This is a genomic window from Actinomycetota bacterium, from assembly GCA_040757835.1.
Classification (GTDB): Bacteria; Actinomycetota; Geothermincolia; order Geothermincolales; family RBG-13-55-18; genus SURF-21.
Window position 1 is genome coordinate 204,778 of record JBFLWJ010000001.1, and the last position, 15,890, is coordinate 220,667.

General features: G+C 63.0%; 15 protein-coding genes and 2 tRNA genes. 11 read left to right on the forward strand and 6 right to left on the reverse strand.

Annotation, left to right across the window (positions count from 1 at the left end; all coding sequences use genetic code 11):
• Position 1: 1 nt before the first annotated feature.
• Positions 2-3,919 (forward strand): MJ1477/TM1410 family putative glycoside hydrolase, encoded by a 3,918-nt coding sequence (locus tag AB1384_00920; GenBank protein ID MEW6552835.1) that lies wholly within the window; start codon positions 2-4, stop codon positions 3,917-3,919.
• 113 nt (positions 3,920-4,032) lie between these two features.
• Here AB1384_00920 and AB1384_00925 read toward each other — a convergent pair whose 3' ends face one another.
• Genes AB1384_00925 through AB1384_00935 form a run of 3 tightly spaced genes read right to left on the reverse strand, consistent with a single transcriptional unit; the run spans position 4,033 to position 5,351 of the window.
• Entirely contained in the window at positions 4,033-4,707 is a 675-nt protein-coding gene (locus tag AB1384_00925; protein MEW6552836.1) for a RibD family protein, read from the reverse strand.
• A 40-nt stretch (positions 4,708-4,747) separates the two neighbouring features.
• Positions 4,748-5,158: a PIN domain nuclease gene (locus AB1384_00930; protein MEW6552837.1), complete on the reverse strand. Its 411-nt coding sequence runs from the start codon at positions 5,156-5,158 to the stop codon at positions 4,748-4,750.
• Positions 5,145-5,351 carry a type II toxin-antitoxin system VapB family antitoxin gene (locus tag AB1384_00935; GenBank protein MEW6552838.1) on the reverse strand — a complete coding sequence of 69 codons (207 nt, stop codon included), beginning with the start codon at positions 5,349-5,351 and terminating at the stop codon, positions 5,145-5,147. The genes AB1384_00930 and AB1384_00935 overlap by 14 nt, the downstream gene beginning before the upstream one ends.
• A 209-nt stretch (positions 5,352-5,560) precedes the next feature.
• Between AB1384_00935 and gltX the strand changes: the two genes are divergently transcribed.
• The 7 genes from gltX (at position 5,561) to AB1384_00970 (ending at position 12,446) form a co-directional block, all read left to right on the forward strand.
• The gene (gene gltX, locus AB1384_00940; GenBank protein ID MEW6552839.1) at positions 5,561-7,000 is read left to right on the forward strand and encodes a glutamate--tRNA ligase; all 1,440 of its coding nucleotides are present in this window, start codon (positions 5,561-5,563) and stop codon (positions 6,998-7,000) included.
• Between the two features lie 2 nt (positions 7,001-7,002).
• Positions 7,003-7,764 carry an MBL fold metallo-hydrolase gene (locus tag AB1384_00945; protein ID MEW6552840.1) on the forward strand — a complete coding sequence of 254 codons (762 nt, stop codon included), beginning with the start codon at positions 7,003-7,005 and terminating at the stop codon, positions 7,762-7,764.
• A 106-nt stretch (positions 7,765-7,870) separates the two neighbouring features.
• Positions 7,871-8,884, forward strand: a complete 1,014-nt coding sequence (locus tag AB1384_00950; GenBank protein MEW6552841.1) for a YhdH/YhfP family quinone oxidoreductase — start codon at positions 7,871-7,873, stop codon at positions 8,882-8,884.
• 85 nt (positions 8,885-8,969) lie between these two features.
• Positions 8,970-9,043 (forward strand) — tRNA-Gln (locus tag AB1384_00955).
• A gap of 20 nt (positions 9,044-9,063) precedes the next feature.
• A tRNA-Glu gene (locus tag AB1384_00960) sits at positions 9,064-9,141 on the forward strand.
• A gap of 344 nt (positions 9,142-9,485) precedes the next feature.
• Positions 9,486-11,330: a hypothetical protein gene (locus tag AB1384_00965; protein MEW6552842.1), complete on the forward strand. Its 1,845-nt coding sequence runs from the start codon at positions 9,486-9,488 to the stop codon at positions 11,328-11,330.
• A 30-nt stretch (positions 11,331-11,360) separates the two neighbouring features.
• The gene (locus AB1384_00970) at positions 11,361-12,446 is read left to right on the forward strand and encodes an alpha/beta fold hydrolase (protein ID MEW6552843.1); all 1,086 of its coding nucleotides are present in this window, start codon (positions 11,361-11,363) and stop codon (positions 12,444-12,446) included.
• An 89-nt stretch (positions 12,447-12,535) separates the two neighbouring features.
• Here the strand turns inward: AB1384_00970 and AB1384_00975 are convergent, their stop codons facing one another.
• Together AB1384_00975 and AB1384_00980 are read right to left on the reverse strand one after the other, a co-directional pair.
• Positions 12,536-12,775 carry an SDR family oxidoreductase gene (locus AB1384_00975; GenBank protein MEW6552844.1) on the reverse strand — a complete coding sequence of 80 codons (240 nt, stop codon included), beginning with the start codon at positions 12,773-12,775 and terminating at the stop codon, positions 12,536-12,538.
• Positions 12,776-12,862: 87 nt separating this feature from the next.
• Entirely contained in the window at positions 12,863-13,402 is a 540-nt protein-coding gene (locus AB1384_00980) for a signal peptidase I (GenBank protein ID MEW6552845.1), read from the reverse strand.
• Positions 13,403-13,643: 241 nt separating this feature from the next.
• Here AB1384_00980 and AB1384_00985 point away from each other — a divergent pair, with 241 nt between their 5' ends.
• Positions 13,644-13,940, forward strand: coding sequence for a hypothetical protein (locus AB1384_00985; GenBank protein ID MEW6552846.1), 297 nt, complete (start codon positions 13,644-13,646; stop codon positions 13,938-13,940).
• Positions 13,941-14,169: 229 nt separating this feature from the next.
• Entirely contained in the window at positions 14,170-14,670 is a 501-nt protein-coding gene (locus tag AB1384_00990) for a hypothetical protein (GenBank protein MEW6552847.1), read from the forward strand.
• A gap of 109 nt (positions 14,671-14,779) precedes the next feature.
• Here the strand turns inward: AB1384_00990 and AB1384_00995 are convergent, their stop codons facing one another.
• Positions 14,780-15,151: a response regulator gene (locus AB1384_00995; GenBank protein ID MEW6552848.1), complete on the reverse strand. Its 372-nt coding sequence runs from the start codon at positions 15,149-15,151 to the stop codon at positions 14,780-14,782.
• Between the two features lie 228 nt (positions 15,152-15,379).
• On the opposite strand from AB1384_00995, the gene AB1384_01000 reads away from it, so the two are divergent.
• Positions 15,380-15,880 carry a flavodoxin family protein gene (locus AB1384_01000; GenBank protein MEW6552849.1) on the forward strand — a complete coding sequence of 167 codons (501 nt, stop codon included), beginning with the start codon at positions 15,380-15,382 and terminating at the stop codon, positions 15,878-15,880.
• The last annotated feature ends 10 nt before the right edge of the window (positions 15,881-15,890 follow it).

Below are 15,890 nucleotides of genomic sequence, written 5' to 3' on the forward strand. Positions count from 1 at the left end.
AGTGTCATTCGTACTCACGATGGTGCTCTGCCTGTGCCTGGCTCCCGTGCCTGCCGCCGCCGCCGCTTCCCACCTCCAGGTGTGGGCGGTCTCCGACTGCGACAAGGTGTTGCGGAACGCGCCTCCCCTGACCGCTTCCGCCGTATGGTCGCAGGAATCGGGGCGTGTGAACTTGCGTTCGGCACGCAACGAGTACGTGGCCTTCCAGGCCATGATCACCGCGCAGGGAGCGGAGCTGCATGGTGTGAACGCATCGCTGGGCGGGCTGACCGGCCCGGGCGGCACCATCCCGGCCTCGGGCGTGAGCCTGTTCCGCGAACACTACCTGCACGTCACGGAGCCATCCACGGCCATGTACGGCGAGCAGTCAACCACTGGCCCCGGCTGGTACCCCGACCCCCTGGTACCCTTGGACGCGCCGGACGGCGGCGCGCCATTCGATGTCCCCGAGGGGGATAACCAGGGTATTTGGGTGGATATCTATGTCCCCTCCACCACGGCCCCGGGGACGTACCGGGGAGAGATGCGCATCACCGCGGTGGGCGAGACCGCGGTGATCCTCCCGGTTGAGCTGGAGGTATGGGGCTTCACGCTACCGCAGGAGACCCACCTGCCGTCCTTCTTCATGTACCAGCCCGGCCAGGTGGCGGATGCCCACGGCGTGGACAAGTACGGCGATGAGTACCTGGACATCGAGGCCGCGTACCTGCGCATGGCCCGCGCCCACCGCATGAACGCGTCCACCTCCATTTATCCCGAGGTGCACGGCACCGGGAACGCCACCACCGTCGTCTGGGACTCGTGGCACGACGACCTCGCCTCCCGGCACCTGGACGGCACCGTCTACCCGGACGGGCGGGGGGACGATCTCTACGCCCTGCCCATCGGCCGGGACAACCCCGACCCCGCCGAGCACGGGGGGCTGGGAAGCGCGGAGTTCGAGGCCACCTTCATCTCCATGCTGCGGCAGTTCCGCGACCACTTCCAGGCGCGCGGCTGGTTCGGCCGCTCTTTCCTCTATATCGTGGACGAGCCCAACGATGCCGACGCCTACGACCTGGTGCGTTACTACGGGGACCTGGTGGACGGCTCCGGGACGGGCTTCCCCCTCATGGTCACCGAGGGGCCGGTGCCGCAGGAGGCGGGGTGGGGCAGTCTGGCCGGCTACGTGGACATCTGGTGCTGCGGCGGCGATGCCTGGCCGGGTCCCATGCAGGAGCGGCAGGCCCTGGGGGAGCGCGCCTGGACCTACAACGGGGGCGAGCCGTACGCCGGCAGCCAGATCATAGACACGACGGGGGTGGCCCCGCGCACCTGGGCCTGGATCGCCCAGCGCTACGGCGTGGAGTGCTGGCTGCTCTGGGACGTCTGCTATTTCCACGACCTCTACAACGGCGAGACCGACAACGACGTGTGGAGCGACCCCGTAACCTACGACCAGCGCCACTCCGGCACCACCTGGCCCGACTGGGGCAACGGCGACGGCACCCTCTTCTACCCCGGCGCCCCCAGGGGCATCGCCGGGCCGGTCGCGTCGGTGCGCATGAAGGCGTGGCGGCGGGGGGCGCAGGACTACGAGTACATGTGGCTGCTGCGGCAGCAGGGCCAGGGGGCGCTGGTGGATGAGCTGGTGTCCGGGTTGGTGCCCTACGCCTTCGGGGACGCCGAGGGCAGGGCTACCGGCTGGAGCGACGATGTGGCGGCCTGGGAGGCGGCGCGCGCGAGCATGGGCGAGGCGCTTGCCGCCCATTCCGAATACCCGTACCGTTACTATTTCGCCGAGGGATACACGGGCGCCGGGTTCCAGGAGTACCTCTGCCTGGGCAACCCCGGCCCCTCTGAAGCCCATGTCTTCATCGACTATTTCTTCTCCGGCGGGGGCGGGTCGTCGCAGGCCCTCACCGTGCCCGCTGCCTCGCGTCGCACCGTGGACGTGAACGCCTGGGTGGGGGAGGGACGCGAGGTGGCGGCGGTGGTCTATTCCGACCGGGACATCGGGGCGGAGCGCCCCATGTATTTCAGTTACGGACCGGGATGGACCGGCGGCCATGACGTGGCGGGCGCCGCCTCTCCATCGCAGGAGTGGTTCTTCGCCGAGGGCTATACGGGGCAGGGTTTCGACCAGTGGGTTTGTGTGCTCAACCCGGGAGACGCCCCCGCCGACCTCACCTTCCGCTTCCAGACCGAGGAGGCGGGGGAGGTGGTGCGCGACGGGGGGAGCGTCCCCGCCCGCAGCCGCCGCACCTACCTGGTGAACGACCTGCTGGGTGCGGGACTCCAGAACTCGCTGCAGCTATCGTCCAGCCACCCCGTGGTCGCGGAGCGCCCCATGTACTTCGACTACCGTAACGGCGCCTACGGCTGGAACGGCGGCCATTGCGTCATGGGGGTGCCCGCCCTGTCGGGGGAGTATTTCTTCGCCGAGGGCACCACCCGCGCCGGCTTCGAGGAATGGCTGACCCTGCAGAACCCCGGGGATGGTCCCATCACCGTGGAGGCCGATTACCAGCTGGGCGCGGGGCAGGGGGAGCCGGTGCACCGTTCCTACACCGTGGAGGGCGGCAGGCGCCATACCATATACGTGGCCGGCGAGGTGGGGGAGGAGAAGGACGTCTCGGTGCATATCCACAGTGATGCCGACTTCCTGGCCGAGCGCCCCATGTACTTCCGCTACCGTGGCTTCGGGGCGGACTGGGACGGGGGGCACTGCGCCGTCGGGGCTCTCTCCACCGCATCCGACCTCTTCTTCGCCGAGGGGTACACCGGCGGAGATTTCCATACCTGGCTGTGCCTGCAGAACCCCTACGGCGGCGATGCACGGGTGGAGGTGTTCTTCTTCACCGAGGAGGTGGGGGCGCTGCCGCCCGTGGCGCTGACCGTGCCCGCCTACAGCCGGGTCTCGCTGAGGGCCAACGACCTGGCGGGCCCCGGTTATCAGCTATCGACCCGGGTGAGCGTGGTCTCGGGCCCGCCGGTGGCAGCCGAGCGCCCCATGTACTTCTCCTGGGCAGGGCGCGACGGCGGGCACGACGGCGCAGGCCGCTCCCTGCCGCCGCCGGCCATCGCGGGCGCGGATGACTTCGCATACCAGCTGCAGGACGTGGACCTCTCGCAGATGGGAGCCTCCCGTTTCGACCTGGTGGTCATGGACTTCTCGGCCGACGGCAGCGAAGCAGGCCGTTACTCCGCCTCACAGATAGATGCCCTCAAGCACAGCGCCGGGGGAGAGAAAACGGTCCTGGCTTACGTGAGCATCGGGGAGGCGGAGACTTACCGCTGGTACTGGAGGAACGCCTGGGACGCCGACCACGACGGCGTGCCCGACCCCTGCGCCCCGGCGTGGCTGGGGCCGGTCGACCCGGATTGGGAGGGCAATTACTACGTGCGTTACTGGGACCCGGACTGGCAGGCCATAGTCGTGCAGTATCTGGATAAGGTAATGTCCGCGGGTTTCGACGGGGTCTACCTCGACCTCGTCGACGCCTACGAGTTCTGGGAGCCGGGCGGGGACAGCGGCCTCGACCGCGCCACCGCGAAGGAGGAGATGGTGGAGTTCGTGAAGTCCATCGCCTCCCACTGCCGGGTGGACAAGGGCAGGGCGGGTTTCGCGGTATTTCCCCAGAACGGGGAGGGCCTGGCCGTCTACCCGGATTACGTGCAGGCGATAACCGGCATCGGAAAAGAAGACCTCTACTACAACGACGACGCACCCCAGCCGGTGGGATATACGCGGGAGGCCGAAGGTTACCTGGACACCATCCTGCGGGCGGGACGCGTGGTGCTGGTCACCGACTACCCCTCCCAGGCCGCGCTGATCGACGACTTCTACGAGCGCACGGAGGAAAAGGGCTACATCCCCTACGCCACCGTGCGCGACCTCGACTTCCTCACCATCAACCCCGGCCACGAACCCGATTAGGGGTCAGGTCTTGCTTCTTGGATTTTCCTCTACCACGTACTTGCAGCTAGAAGTCCATGTTTTCGGTTTAGGATACCGTGGTATCCAAGAAACAAGACCTGACCCCATAAACTCTATTTGGTGACTTTGTAGAGGAGCCAGACCACGTCGCCGTCCAGCTTCTCGACCCGCTGCAGGCGCAGGCCGATGACGCCTTCCGCCGCCTCCAGTTCCGGTGCGATGAAGATAGAGCGCAGCTCGCTCCCCCCCACCAGGCAAGGGCTTAAGAGCACGCTCACCTCGTCCACCAGTCCCTCTCGCAGCAGCACGCCGTTCAAGGTGCCGCCGCAGTCCGCGCGCACCACCTCCACCCCGTAGCGGGTATTGAGCTCCTCCAGGGCCGCGCGCAGGTCGACATGGTCGTCCCCGGCGATGATGTAGTCAACCCGCAGCTTCTCCAGGTAATCCAGGTACTCCCGGGGCGTGGACCTTGAGACCAGGGCTACGGCGTCCCGCCAGTACTGCTCCTCGCGCAGCAGGTGCCAGACGCGCACGCGCCCCCTGCTGTCCGGCACCACCAGAAGGGGGAGGTCGCTGGTCCCGTCTCGCTGTGGCGGTTCGTAATCTTCGCCGACCTCCCGGAGCCCTGCCTCCTGCGGGTAACCGGTGACGATGGTATTGGAGCCCGCCAGGGTGGCCTCCTCCCCGAAAGAGGAGGCTACCCCGTAGAAGAGCGCCAGGTCTGGGGTTATCCAGTCGAAGCGCCCGTCGACGCTCACCTGGTTGTGGATGATCACTCGCGGCAGCATAAGTACCCCTTTCTCCTGCGTGATTCTTGACCGTATGGATCTAGCTGATGGGTAATCGCAATACCTGGAGGTTCCTCTCTACCCTCGCTATCCGTTCATAATCCCTGTCTTTGTGAAAGAGGACCAAGCCGTGTTCGATGGCGATCTGGGCGATGAGGCAATCGACGGCGCCTCTCAATGTTATGCCCCTCTTCCGGCAGCGGCGGTAGAGCTGGGCAGCGGAGGCATATGATTCCACCCCGTCCAGGCCGTAGACAGGGAACTTCAGGAGGTAATCCCTGGCCGCGCTGAAGTCCCGGTCGGACCTGATCCCCTGTAGGACTTCCGTGAGGATTATGTCGGCCAGACAGACGTCTCGCTCGGCGTCTATCAGTCCGTGCAGGACGGACCGGTAAAGCGAAGCGGGCCCCCGCAGGAATTCCACCCACACGGAGGTGTCAACCAGTATCAAAGCGGGCTTTTCTCCATTCTTCCAGGTCTCCTTCCCACTCCACCTTGCCCTCCAGCGAGAGGATGCCTTTGCGCTCTTTCCTGGCGACCAGTTCACGCAAGGCCATGTCGACCAGGGCCCTCTTCGTCTTGATGCCCGTCAACCTGCGGGCTTTCTCGACCAGCTCGTCATCGATCACGATGTTCGTCCTCATCCCGCATCACCTCTATACACATATTATACCTGGATTATGTGTATTGCAATCCTGGCCACGTATGCCCTGACAGCATCGCCGGACCAACCCGGGATGATCGGCCTGGGCCTCATTCTATCCATCGCTGATGACATCGAAATACGTCTCCGGCGGGCTGTGATATCATATTTCCCATCGTCCGTTCGCGCATCGCGAGAGGGGAGACAGCCTTGCGCCTGCGTTTCGCGCCCAGCCCCACCGGCTACCTCCACGTGGGTGGTGCCCGCACCGCCCTCTACAACTGGCTGCTGGCGCGCCACGCCGGGGGCTCCTTCATCCTGCGCATCGAGGACACCGATATATCACGCTCCACCGAGGAGGCCATCGAGGCCATCGTCGAGGACATGCGCTGGCTGGGGCTGGAATGGGACGAGGGCCCGGAGGTGTGCGGCGAGCACTGGCCTTACCGCCAGACCGGCCGCGCCCCCCTCTACCTCAAGGCGGCCCGCGACCTGCTGGAGGCGGGCAAGGCCTACCGCTGTTTCTGCCTGCCAGAGGAGCTTGCGGAGCGGCGCGAGCGGGCGATGGCGGAGGGGCGCAGCCCCATGTACGACCGCCGCTGCCGTTCCATCCCCGAGGAGGATGCGCAGCGCATGGAGAAAGAGGGCAGGCCCTTCGCCCTGCGCTTTCTGGTGCCGGAGGGGGAGACGGTGGTACATGACCTGATCAGGGGGGACATAGCCTTCAACAACGCGGAGATAGAGGACTTCGTGCTTTTGCGCGGCGACGGCACCCCCACCTACAACCTGGCGGTGGTGGTGGACGACGGGGAGATGGAGATAAGCCACGTGGTGCGGGGAGATGACCACCTCTCCAACACCCCCAAACAGGTCCTCCTGTACGGTGCGCTGGACGTCACCGAACCGGCCTTCGCCCACCTGCCCATGATCGTGGGGACGGACGGCAAACCCCTCTCCAAACGCCACGGCGACGTCGCGGTGGGGCGCTTCCGCGAGATGGGCTACCTGCCCGAGGCCATGGTCAACTTCCTGGCCTTGCTAGGCTGGTCGCTGGACGATTCCACCACCATCATCGACCGCGACACCCTGGTCGCGAACTTCTCCCTGGAGCGGGTCGGCTCCAAGCCCGCGGTATGGGACTCAGGCAAGCTGGCCTGGATGAACCAGCAGTACATCATGGCCATGAACGACGGGGAGCTGGCCCAGGCGCTCATGCCCTTCCTAGCCCGTGAGGGCCTGGCGGACGCGGACGATGTGGCGGCACGCGACAAGATGCTGCGCGCCGCGCCGCTGGTCCGCGAGCGCATGAGGGTGCTCTCCGATGCCGCCCCCCTGGTGGCCTTCCTCTTCCGCGACGTCGAGGTGGAGGAGGAGTCGCGCGGACTGCTGACCGGAGAGGAGAACCGTGCCGTCCTAAGGGAGGCGGGGAAGCGCCTGCTGGAGCTGGAGGAGTTCGATACCGCGAGCATCGAGGCGGCCCTGCGCGCCATGGCGGAAGACCTGGGAATGAAGGTGCGCCAGGCTTTCCAGCCCATCCGCGTGGCCATCGCGGGGAGCAAGGTGAGCCCGCCGCTGTTCGAGTCCATGGAGATACTGGGCCGCGAAAAGTGCCTGCAGCGTATCGCCCGCGCCCTGGAAACGGAGGCATAGAGATGCAGTTGCGCTGGCTGGGGACGGCCGGGTTCGAGCTGATCAGCGGCGCCGCCTCGGTGCTCATCGACCCCTATTTCAGCCGCAATCCCCGGTCGAGGCCGCAGCAGCCCCTGCGGCCCGCCGACTTCACTCACGTGCTGGCCGTCTTCCTCACCCACGGGCATTTCGACCACGCCTTCGATGTGCCCGCCATCGTGGAGCTGTCGGGGGCCCTGGTGTTCGCGTCGCCCACGGTTTGCCAGTCTCTGGCCATGAAAGGGGTGCCATGGAAGAAGCTGCGCCCGTGCTGGGGAGGGGAGACTTGCGAGGTGGGGCCTTACCGCTTCACCGCCGTGCCCGCCAGGCACGTGACCTTCGACGTCCCCCTGGTGCTCTCCGCGGCTTGGAGGAGCATTCCCCACCTGCTGGAGCTGTCCAGGGTGAGCACCGCGAAGTACCCCTGCGGCCAGGTGCTGGGTTGGTATATAGAGGTTGAGGGCAAGCGGCTCTTCCACATGGGCAGCGCCTGCCTCCCCTACGACCTCGATGCTGAAGTGGATGTGTACATGGTGCCGGTGCAGGGGAGGACGGACATCTGCGCGGTCGCCGCCGACCTGGTGCGCAGGGTGAAGCCGTCGGTGATCATCCCCCACCATCACGACGACTTCTTCCCGCCCATCAGCCAGGATATCGACCTGGCGGGGTTCGAGGAAGAGCTGCGCCGGCGGGGTATAAAGGCGCAGGTACGCGTCCCCGCCATCAACCGCCTCATGGAGCTCTGAGGACCGAGGCGCCACGCCCGCCATGCGGCTCCGGCCGCCTTTACGAGGCTTTCACGGTCATGGATAATGGTTTGGTAAAACACGCTATTTGACCTGGAGGGATGTCATGGAGAACAAGTCGTTCAGGGCGCTGGTGGCGCGGGAAGGCGAGGACAAGGGTTTCACCCGCAGCATAGAGACGAAAAATATCGAGGACCTCCCCGCCGGTGACGTGGTCATCAAGGTCCTCTACAGCTCGGTCAACTACAAGGACGCGCTCTCCGCTTCGGGTAACCGGGGCGTCACCAGGAACTTTCCCCATACGCCCGGCATCGATGCCGCCGGCACAGTGGAGGAGGACGCCAGCGGCAGGTTCGCGCCCGGCGACGAGGTGCTGGTGACCGGATACGACCTGGGCATGAACACCTCGGGCGGGCTGGCCGAGTTTATCCGCGTCCCCGCCGGTTGGGTGGTGAAGCTGCCCGCGGGCCTGACCCTTAAGGAGTCCATGATCTACGGCACGGCCGGCTTCACCGCCGCCCTCTCGGTATGGAAGCTCACCGGGGCGGGCGTGAAGCCCGGAGACGGCGAGGTGCTGGTCACCGGGGCCTCGGGAGGGGTGGGCAGCATCGCCATGCGCATCCTGGCCAAGCTGGGATACAGCGTGGTGGCGGTCGCCGGGCTCATGGACGACGCGGAGTTCGCGCGCTACGGGGAGGTGCTGAAGGGCCTGGGGGCCGCGCGGGTGATACCAGCCGCGGAGGTCGACGATACCTCGGGCAAGCTCATGCTCAAGCCGGTGTGGCCGAACGCGGTGGACACCGTGGGGGGCAACATCCTGGCAACCGTGGTGAAGTCGGCGGCCTACGGCGGCGTGGTGACCACCTGCGGCAACGCCGCCGGCCACGAGCTGGACCTCAACGTCTACCCCTTCATCCTGCGCGGCGTCAGCCTCCTGGGCGTGGACTCGGTGGAGTGCCCCATGGAGCCCCGCCTCGAGGTGTGGGCAAAGCTGGCGGGCGAGTGGAAGCTGGACAACCTCGAGGAACTGTCCGTGGAGATAGGCCTGGAAGAGGTGGAGGAGCGCATCCAGCTCCTCCTCGCCAAGGCCGCCGTGGGGCGCGCCGTGGTCAGGATCTGAGGCGCCTCCGCCTTTCGGGTTATTGAGCCCGGCCGGCTCATTGAGCGCTATCAGGGCTTATGCTATCATAGCCAGGGACATTCCCTGGGGGATCGTCTAATGGTAGGACGCGAGACTCTGGATCTCGTTGTGAGGGTTCGAATCCTTCTCCCCCAGCCAGAATTGCATATCGAATGCGTGGCGCATTAGTCTAGTTGGCCTAGGACGCCGCCCTCTCAAGGCGGAGATCGCGGGTTCGAATCCCGCATGCGCTACCAGTATCAAAGGCCCCTCCGGGGGCCTTTTCTTTCTCGTAAATACGATGAGGAAGATGGGGGGAACACCGTTTCCGGAGCATAGCGGCGTGCTTTCGGGGTTAGGAGGGTTCAGGGCGGGGTGGTTTTTCAACCTTATCCTGAGTGCTCCGTATGCCGGGCCATTTGATAAAATCCCAGATATATAGTAGTGTTACTATGCGGTAATGATCTTCAGTTACTCGCAGCAACGGTCTTCACGGGCAAATATCTAACCACATGCAGATATGTCTTATTTGCATTGGTGGGGGTGTCATCCGGGGCAAATATATCCTGTGTGTGGGGTACATCAGAAAAGGGGGAACACCATGATAGAAGACACCATCCTGCTAACCACTCCGACATTTCCTTACCCGACCCTGCCTCCGAACGACTCGCTGACGGATGCCATGGGCCAGCGGTTCACCCACGGGGACGACCTGTTCACGCTGAACTCGCATACACACTGTTACGCAAACCATATCCTCGCCCAGAACGTAAGAAAGCAATGCATCCTCCTGGAGTATCCCAGATGGAAGGATTTTACAAAAGAGGTCGATAAACAATATGCCATCATCGGGATAAGCGCCTTTCCCGTCCATCTGGACAACGTCATGAAGATGTGCAAATACATAAAGGAGAAATCGCCGGGAACCACCATCCTCCTCGGGAGTTATGCCGCCCAGGCTTTCGCCGCCAAGTACGGCGAGGAGCCGGAGTTGAGGAACGTCGATCATGTGGTATTGGGCGAGGGGGTCAGGTGGTTCCGGGACTTCCTGGGAGAAGGCGATCTCGACCGCCCCATAGAGCAGAAACTGATGCCGAAATGCGGAGGAGGGCCCATCTGCATAAGCAGGTATCCGGGAGGAAATATCGGGTTCTTCGTATCGGGGCTGGGCTGCCCGGGTGGATGCGACTTCTGCTCGACGACGGTGATGTTCGATGGAAAGCGCATCGAGATGCTGACCCCGCAGGAATTCGTCGAGCACGTGCGCGCCTACTACGATAATTTCCCGCTGGTAAAGAACATCTTCGTCATCGAGGAGGACCACTTCCGGCACCATGATTATCTCCACGCGATACGCGAATACTGGCAGACCCATCCCGACATCATCGAGAGGCTTGACTGGTTCGCGTTCGGATCCATCGACAATATCGCCGAATTCGCGGACAAATACGGATGGGACTACATCTCCGAGATCGGCATCGGCTCGATATTCATCGGCGTGGAATCGAAATTCGCCGGCGAGTACGGATACGACAAGCGCGAGAAGATGGACGCGCGCGAGGTCTTCAGCAAGCTCCACGAGCGGGGGGTGCGCACGGTGGGCGCGTGGATATGCGGCTGGGATTTCCACACCCATCAGAACATGCTCGAGGACCTCAACTATTTCGTGGCATGCTATCCCACCTATGAGCAGCTCACTCGCATGTCTCCCTTCCCGGGGACGGTCCTGTACGACAAGCTCAAGGAGGAAGGAAGAGTGCGCAATGTCCCCTGGGAGGACGTCCATTTCTGGAGCAACGCGCAGGTGAACACGCACCTCGAGACCCATGAGACCCTGAACCTCACGGAATACGGCTACAAGCTGCTCTACGAGACATGGGGGCCCTCTCTTCTGCGCAGGCTAGACGTGGTGCTCAATGGGTACGAGTACTGGATGAAGTCGGACAACAGGATGATGAGAGAACACAAGACGAAGCTCTTCAGGCAGCAGGCCGCCCTCACCATGGTCATCGTCCCGGCCATGTACCGCTTCGCTCCCAACGGAGTGGTCCGGCGCAGGGTCGAAAAGATGAGGCAGAGATATGTGGAGCTGATCGGGGAGCCCACGCCAAGCATGAAGGTCGCCAGCCGCTACGCGCATTTCGTGGCGACCAGATGGAAGAAGAAGGACCTCTTCAATCCCTTCAACCAGTACCCGAAAGAGGAGCCCTTCAAGCGCTACATCTATGACAAGAAGGACACAAACGGCGCGATGCCATACCGGACGGAATACCCTCGTGCCAAGGACCTGAGGACACGCTTCCAGATGTACAGGGAGGTCACGAGGTTCAAGGTGCTCGCGTTTGTGGTATGGGCCGTCAAGAACCTGATATTCTGGAAGAACGATCCTGAGATCGACGATTATCTCATCGAAGCCATAAGGTACAGGACCTTCTATGGCTTCTGACATGTGCCTTGTAAGCGGGCGGTAAGGACCATGAAGAAGAGCATAACGACTACGCCAGGGAATACGCCGGTTCGTAGAATACCCGATGATTATTATCCTCCAGGATGCGGCTTCTGGTATACGTTGCCCGAAGGGTTGGACGCGGGAAAGAAGATGTTCTATCGCTACAGCACCCACGGCGATGGGATCCCAGAGAACACCATTGTCTTCGTCCACGGCAATCCGGAGTCGTCATACATATACAGAAAAATCATCAAGGAGATCATCGCCAGGGCCAGCAGGCCTTGCGGTATCCTCGCCATGGACCACATCGGGTTCGGGCTTTCGGATCAAGCGAGTTATCAGATGGAGTGCCTGAACCACGCCGGCAACCTGCTGTCCCTGGTACGGGAGTTGGACCTGGAGAACGTGACGCTGGTGGTCCATGACTGGGGTGGACCGATCGGCGTAGGGGCGTTCCTGAGAGAACCAGAGCGGGTAGCGAACCTCGTGGTGACAAACAGCACGGTGTTTCCCATGCCCGAGTCCGGGCTCACCTATAAGAACTACCCGATAAGCTGGCTCGGTTGGGCAAACATACCGCTTATCATGCCGAGATGGTTCTGGGGATCCTATTCCTCATATGCCGTTTTCCGGACTCCCGCGAGACCGTTTGAGCTGATCGCGCAGTTGCTCCTGTATCTGGTAAAGGCCGAGATCGGCGTATTCTCGGGTACGGAAGATGAGAAGAACGCAAAGCGGCTGTTCAGGGAACAGTTCAGGTCCAAACCCAACACCCTGTGCTCGAGGCGTTTTGTGCGGCAGTCGGGAGCCTGGGGCCACGGCAATACTTTCGTGGAGCCCACACTGGGGTTGCAGGACACATCGCCGTTCTACAGGTTCATCCAAGAGAACATCGGAAGCATCTGGGGCCCGGAGGGACGGAATATCGGGGTCAGGGCGGTGCTGGGGCGATGGGATGCGCTCGGCAAGGACGAGGTCATAGAACAGTGGATAGAAAATCTGCCGCAGCTTGAAGGACACGTAAAGATATGTGAAGGCGCAGGTCACTTCATCGAAGAGGCCAGGCCCGGGGAAGTGGCCGAAAGCATCATGGACGTCGCGGGATTGCTCTAGGCCAGGATACCTGTAGCCAGCATATCTGGTTGCCAGGATGATCTGGCATTGTTCCCCGGCGCGATCTTGAGCACTCCTTTTTTTAGCCCTCAGTCGACCAGGATCCCGCCGTCGATGACCAGGGTCTGGCCCGTGGTGCGAGTGGCGTCCTCGATGGGAAAGGCATCCGCCCCGGCCATCTCTTCCACCGTCCCGAAACGGCGCAAGGGGATACGGGGAATCAGCCTGGGGCGGTGTTCCTCCGGCATCCACCCGGTCAGCGACGTCTCGATGTGGCCCGGGGCGATGGCGTTGCATGCCCCCTTGATCGGCAGCCATTTCAGCAACATGTCGGCACTCGACGTGCCGGACGCAAGCCCGGGGCGCAGCAGGGAGCGGAGACAACGTGGTGGATCTTCTCGAGCCGCCGGCGGCGCTCACCCGCCCCCGCCGGCAGCGGCCCTCGAGCGCACCTTTCTGACCAGGCGCAGGACAATGAGCCCTATGGGGATAAGGGCCACGAGAAAGCCGAGGTAGGCGAGGTAGCCGAGATAAGGAAAGATGAGCACGACCTTGCCCTCGACCTTGTCCAGGGGGACCGGTGTGCGGTCCGCTCTCCTGGCGTTGTCGCCCTTGGTGATGAAATAGGTCTCGCCATCGCGGCTCACTTCTCCCACGATGCGGTGGACGTTTATCCCGATATCGGGATCGACGAAGGAGATGATGTCGCCCTCGTGATATCCGTCCTGCGGGACGACGATGACCATACTCCCGGTTATAATGGCGGGCTCCATCGAGTCGGAGATGATCACCCGGGCTTGCATCCACGGGTTCACGGCGGAGAAGAGCAAGAGCAGAAAGAGAAGAAGAAAGAAGGCGAATGCGGCCCAGGCCGTTCCCGCCAGGACATAATATACCGCACGATGGTCTTCACGCAGCCGCTTGAAGGAGACCTCCCTGCCCCATTTCTCGTCCATGATTCAGCTCCGTACCGCCAGTCTTTCTATGCAGCGGACTCCGCCTGTCCAGGACTTCAAGAAGAACATGTCGAAAGACAGGCCATACAGGGTTTGGTTCGGCCGAACAATGGGAATTCATAAGTAGCGGATCGCACCGCCTCGGACCCGGTCTATCGGCCGATCCTGGCACTCTGGATGGAAGGGGGGATGCGGGCTTCTTCTGTAACATGTGTTATTGGATTCAACGAGAGGAGGCATCATGTATGCGCGCGTGATAACGGTTCTGGTCGATGTCTACCGCATAGATAGGGCCATAGAGATCTACGAAGAAAGCGTACTGCCGGCTATTCAAATGCGGGAAGGAGGCGTCGGGGCCATGCTCCTCGTCGACCGGAGTACCGGCAGGGGCATCTCCATCTCATTGTGGGAAGACAAGGACGCGCTTCTGGCAGCCCAGGAGAGCGGGTTCATGCAGGATCAGATCCGGAAATTCACGGCGATGCTGATAGGGACCCCGGATATAGAGGTCCTGGAAGTCGCGATCAAAGAGCCGTAGAGATAGGAGTCGAAGGCGGGGGAACGATCCCCGAGCGTGGGTCCCGGCCTGCGCAAGCGCCACTGTCCCTAATTCCGCGCGGCGATCCGCTGCCAGTCTTGGCGCCCGATCATCCGTGCTGGAATCAGGGGGTTAGCGGCCCGATGCCCCGACAGGGCCGGAAGAGGAACGCTCACCGGAGCTGCCGGCCGGCACGGCGGGGAAGACAGTTGCCGAAGGAGGTAGGGTCATGAGAAAGACCGTCATGGCCATCATGCTGTCCGCGGTGGTCCTGTCGCTGATGATCACCGCCGGATGCGGAAACACGGAGACCACCGAAACCCCCAGCGGCCACGCAGAGATCGATCAGGGAAACGACAAGACCGTCATCAACGAGGGGGACGAATCGGCGACCCTCGAACAGCCCACGGAGGCGCCCGGCGAGGACGACCTCGGGGCCCCCATCTACCCCGGGGCGGAGTACGATGCCGAGAACAGCGGTATCGTCAGCTACAGCAGCGGGGACGCTTCCGCGTTCACCGGAACCGCGCGTTTTATCACGGACGACGGCTTTGGCGACGTAGTGGGCTGGTATCGGGGCAGGCTGGGCGAGCCCGCATCCGCCACCGCCGAGACCGCCGACTGGCTGCTCGGAGAGATCACGAGCGGTGACTATACCGCCGTGCACGTCGAAAAGGGCGACGGGGTGACCAGGATAGACATCTCGCACATGGCGGCATCCCTCAACTGAAGAGACCGGGCCTCTCTTTGTAACGTTACCCCGGCCATTTGACATGAAACGTTGCATCCCGGGATGACCCATGCGCAGGATAGCGACGACACTGAAGGGCAACCGGGCGTCAGGCGCTGCCGATGAGGCTCTCGACGGTACCGAGGAGGTCGACGATGGTGAAGGGCTTGACCAGGCAGGCCTCTACCTTTACCGTGCCATCCCGCCGGATCTCGTCCACCGCCCTTTTCATGGCAGAGATGATGACCACCGGTATCCCGTCCATCCCCTCCTGGCTCTTGATCTCTTCGAATACCTCCAGGCCGTCGACGTGGGGCATCATCAGGTCAAGGAGGATGAGTTCAGGCTTCACCGACTCCAGGCGCGGCAGGATCTCGCGGCTCTCGGTGAATCCTGCTACGCGGTAGCCGTGCTTCTGCAGGATCATGGATACGAGGTCGATCATGTCCGGGTCGTCCTCTATGTAGGCGATCGTCTTCAACTTTGCGGGCTCCTTTTGTTCACAACGCGTTCACTCTTATAATATTGGCTGATATTTCCTGATGTGAATAAAAAATCCGTGAACGGACGTTTTCGCCTACCTGGCGGTAATATGAGGGGGGAAACGGGGAGAGCATGGTAGAATATTTGAGCCGCCGATCGTGCACGGGACCGCCGCCTGACGGTAAGGAACCACGATATCGTCCACGGGCAGAGAGGGGAGAACCACATGAAGGTACTGGTGGCCTATTTCACGCAGACGGGGAACACCAGGAAGGTCGCGGAGGCGATATACGGTGAGATCGACGTGGAGAAGGAGATGAGGGAGATAGGCGAACTCACGGACATGGAGGGGTACGATCTCGTCTTCTACGGCTTTCCCATCCAGGCGGGGAACCCGGCCAAGGACGCCGGGGATTTTCTCAAGGCGCAGGGCGAGGGAAAGAGGATAGCGGTCTTTGTCACTCATGGGGCCCCAGAGGGAGCGGAGCGGGTGGGGCCGTGGCTGGACATCATCAGGGGCCTGGTCCCTGGCGTGGGGGCGGAGCTGATGGGGCTCTTCGATTGTCAGGGAGAGGCGTCGCGGGCCATCGTCGACTTCCTCCTGGGCAGCGACGACCCGGACATGCGAAGGTATGGCCAGGAGGCTGCGGAGGCCAAGGGCCTGCCGGATGAGGCCAGGCTCGAACGGGCGCGGGCCTTTGCCCGGGAAGTGATAGCCAAGGCTTGAGGCGGCCGTT

Excerpts from the sequence above, each read along its gene's own strand:
- AB1384_00925 (MEW6552836.1), bottom strand. The coding sequence starts at position 4,707 with ATGCTGCCGCGAGTGATCATCCACAACCAGGTGAGCGTCGACGGGCGC.
- AB1384_00935 (MEW6552838.1), bottom strand. The coding sequence starts at position 5,351 with ATGAGGACGAACATCGTGATCGATGACGAGCTGGTCGAGAAAGCCCGC.
- AB1384_00945 (MEW6552840.1), top strand. The coding sequence starts at position 7,003 with ATGCAGTTGCGCTGGCTGGGGACGGCCGGGTTCGAGCTGATCAGCGGC.
- AB1384_00950 (MEW6552841.1), top strand. The coding sequence starts at position 7,871 with ATGGAGAACAAGTCGTTCAGGGCGCTGGTGGCGCGGGAAGGCGAGGAC.
- AB1384_00965 (MEW6552842.1), top strand. The coding sequence starts at position 9,486 with ATGATAGAAGACACCATCCTGCTAACCACTCCGACATTTCCTTACCCG.
- AB1384_00970 (MEW6552843.1), top strand. The coding sequence starts at position 11,361 with ATGAAGAAGAGCATAACGACTACGCCAGGGAATACGCCGGTTCGTAGA.
- AB1384_00975 (MEW6552844.1), bottom strand. The coding sequence starts at position 12,775 with ATGTTGCTGAAATGGCTGCCGATCAAGGGGGCATGCAACGCCATCGCC.
- AB1384_00980 (MEW6552845.1), bottom strand. The coding sequence starts at position 13,402 with ATGGACGAGAAATGGGGCAGGGAGGTCTCCTTCAAGCGGCTGCGTGAA.
- AB1384_00985 (MEW6552846.1), top strand. The coding sequence starts at position 13,644 with ATGTATGCGCGCGTGATAACGGTTCTGGTCGATGTCTACCGCATAGAT.
- AB1384_00990 (MEW6552847.1), top strand. The coding sequence starts at position 14,170 with ATGAGAAAGACCGTCATGGCCATCATGCTGTCCGCGGTGGTCCTGTCG.
- AB1384_01000 (MEW6552849.1), top strand. The coding sequence starts at position 15,380 with ATGAAGGTACTGGTGGCCTATTTCACGCAGACGGGGAACACCAGGAAG.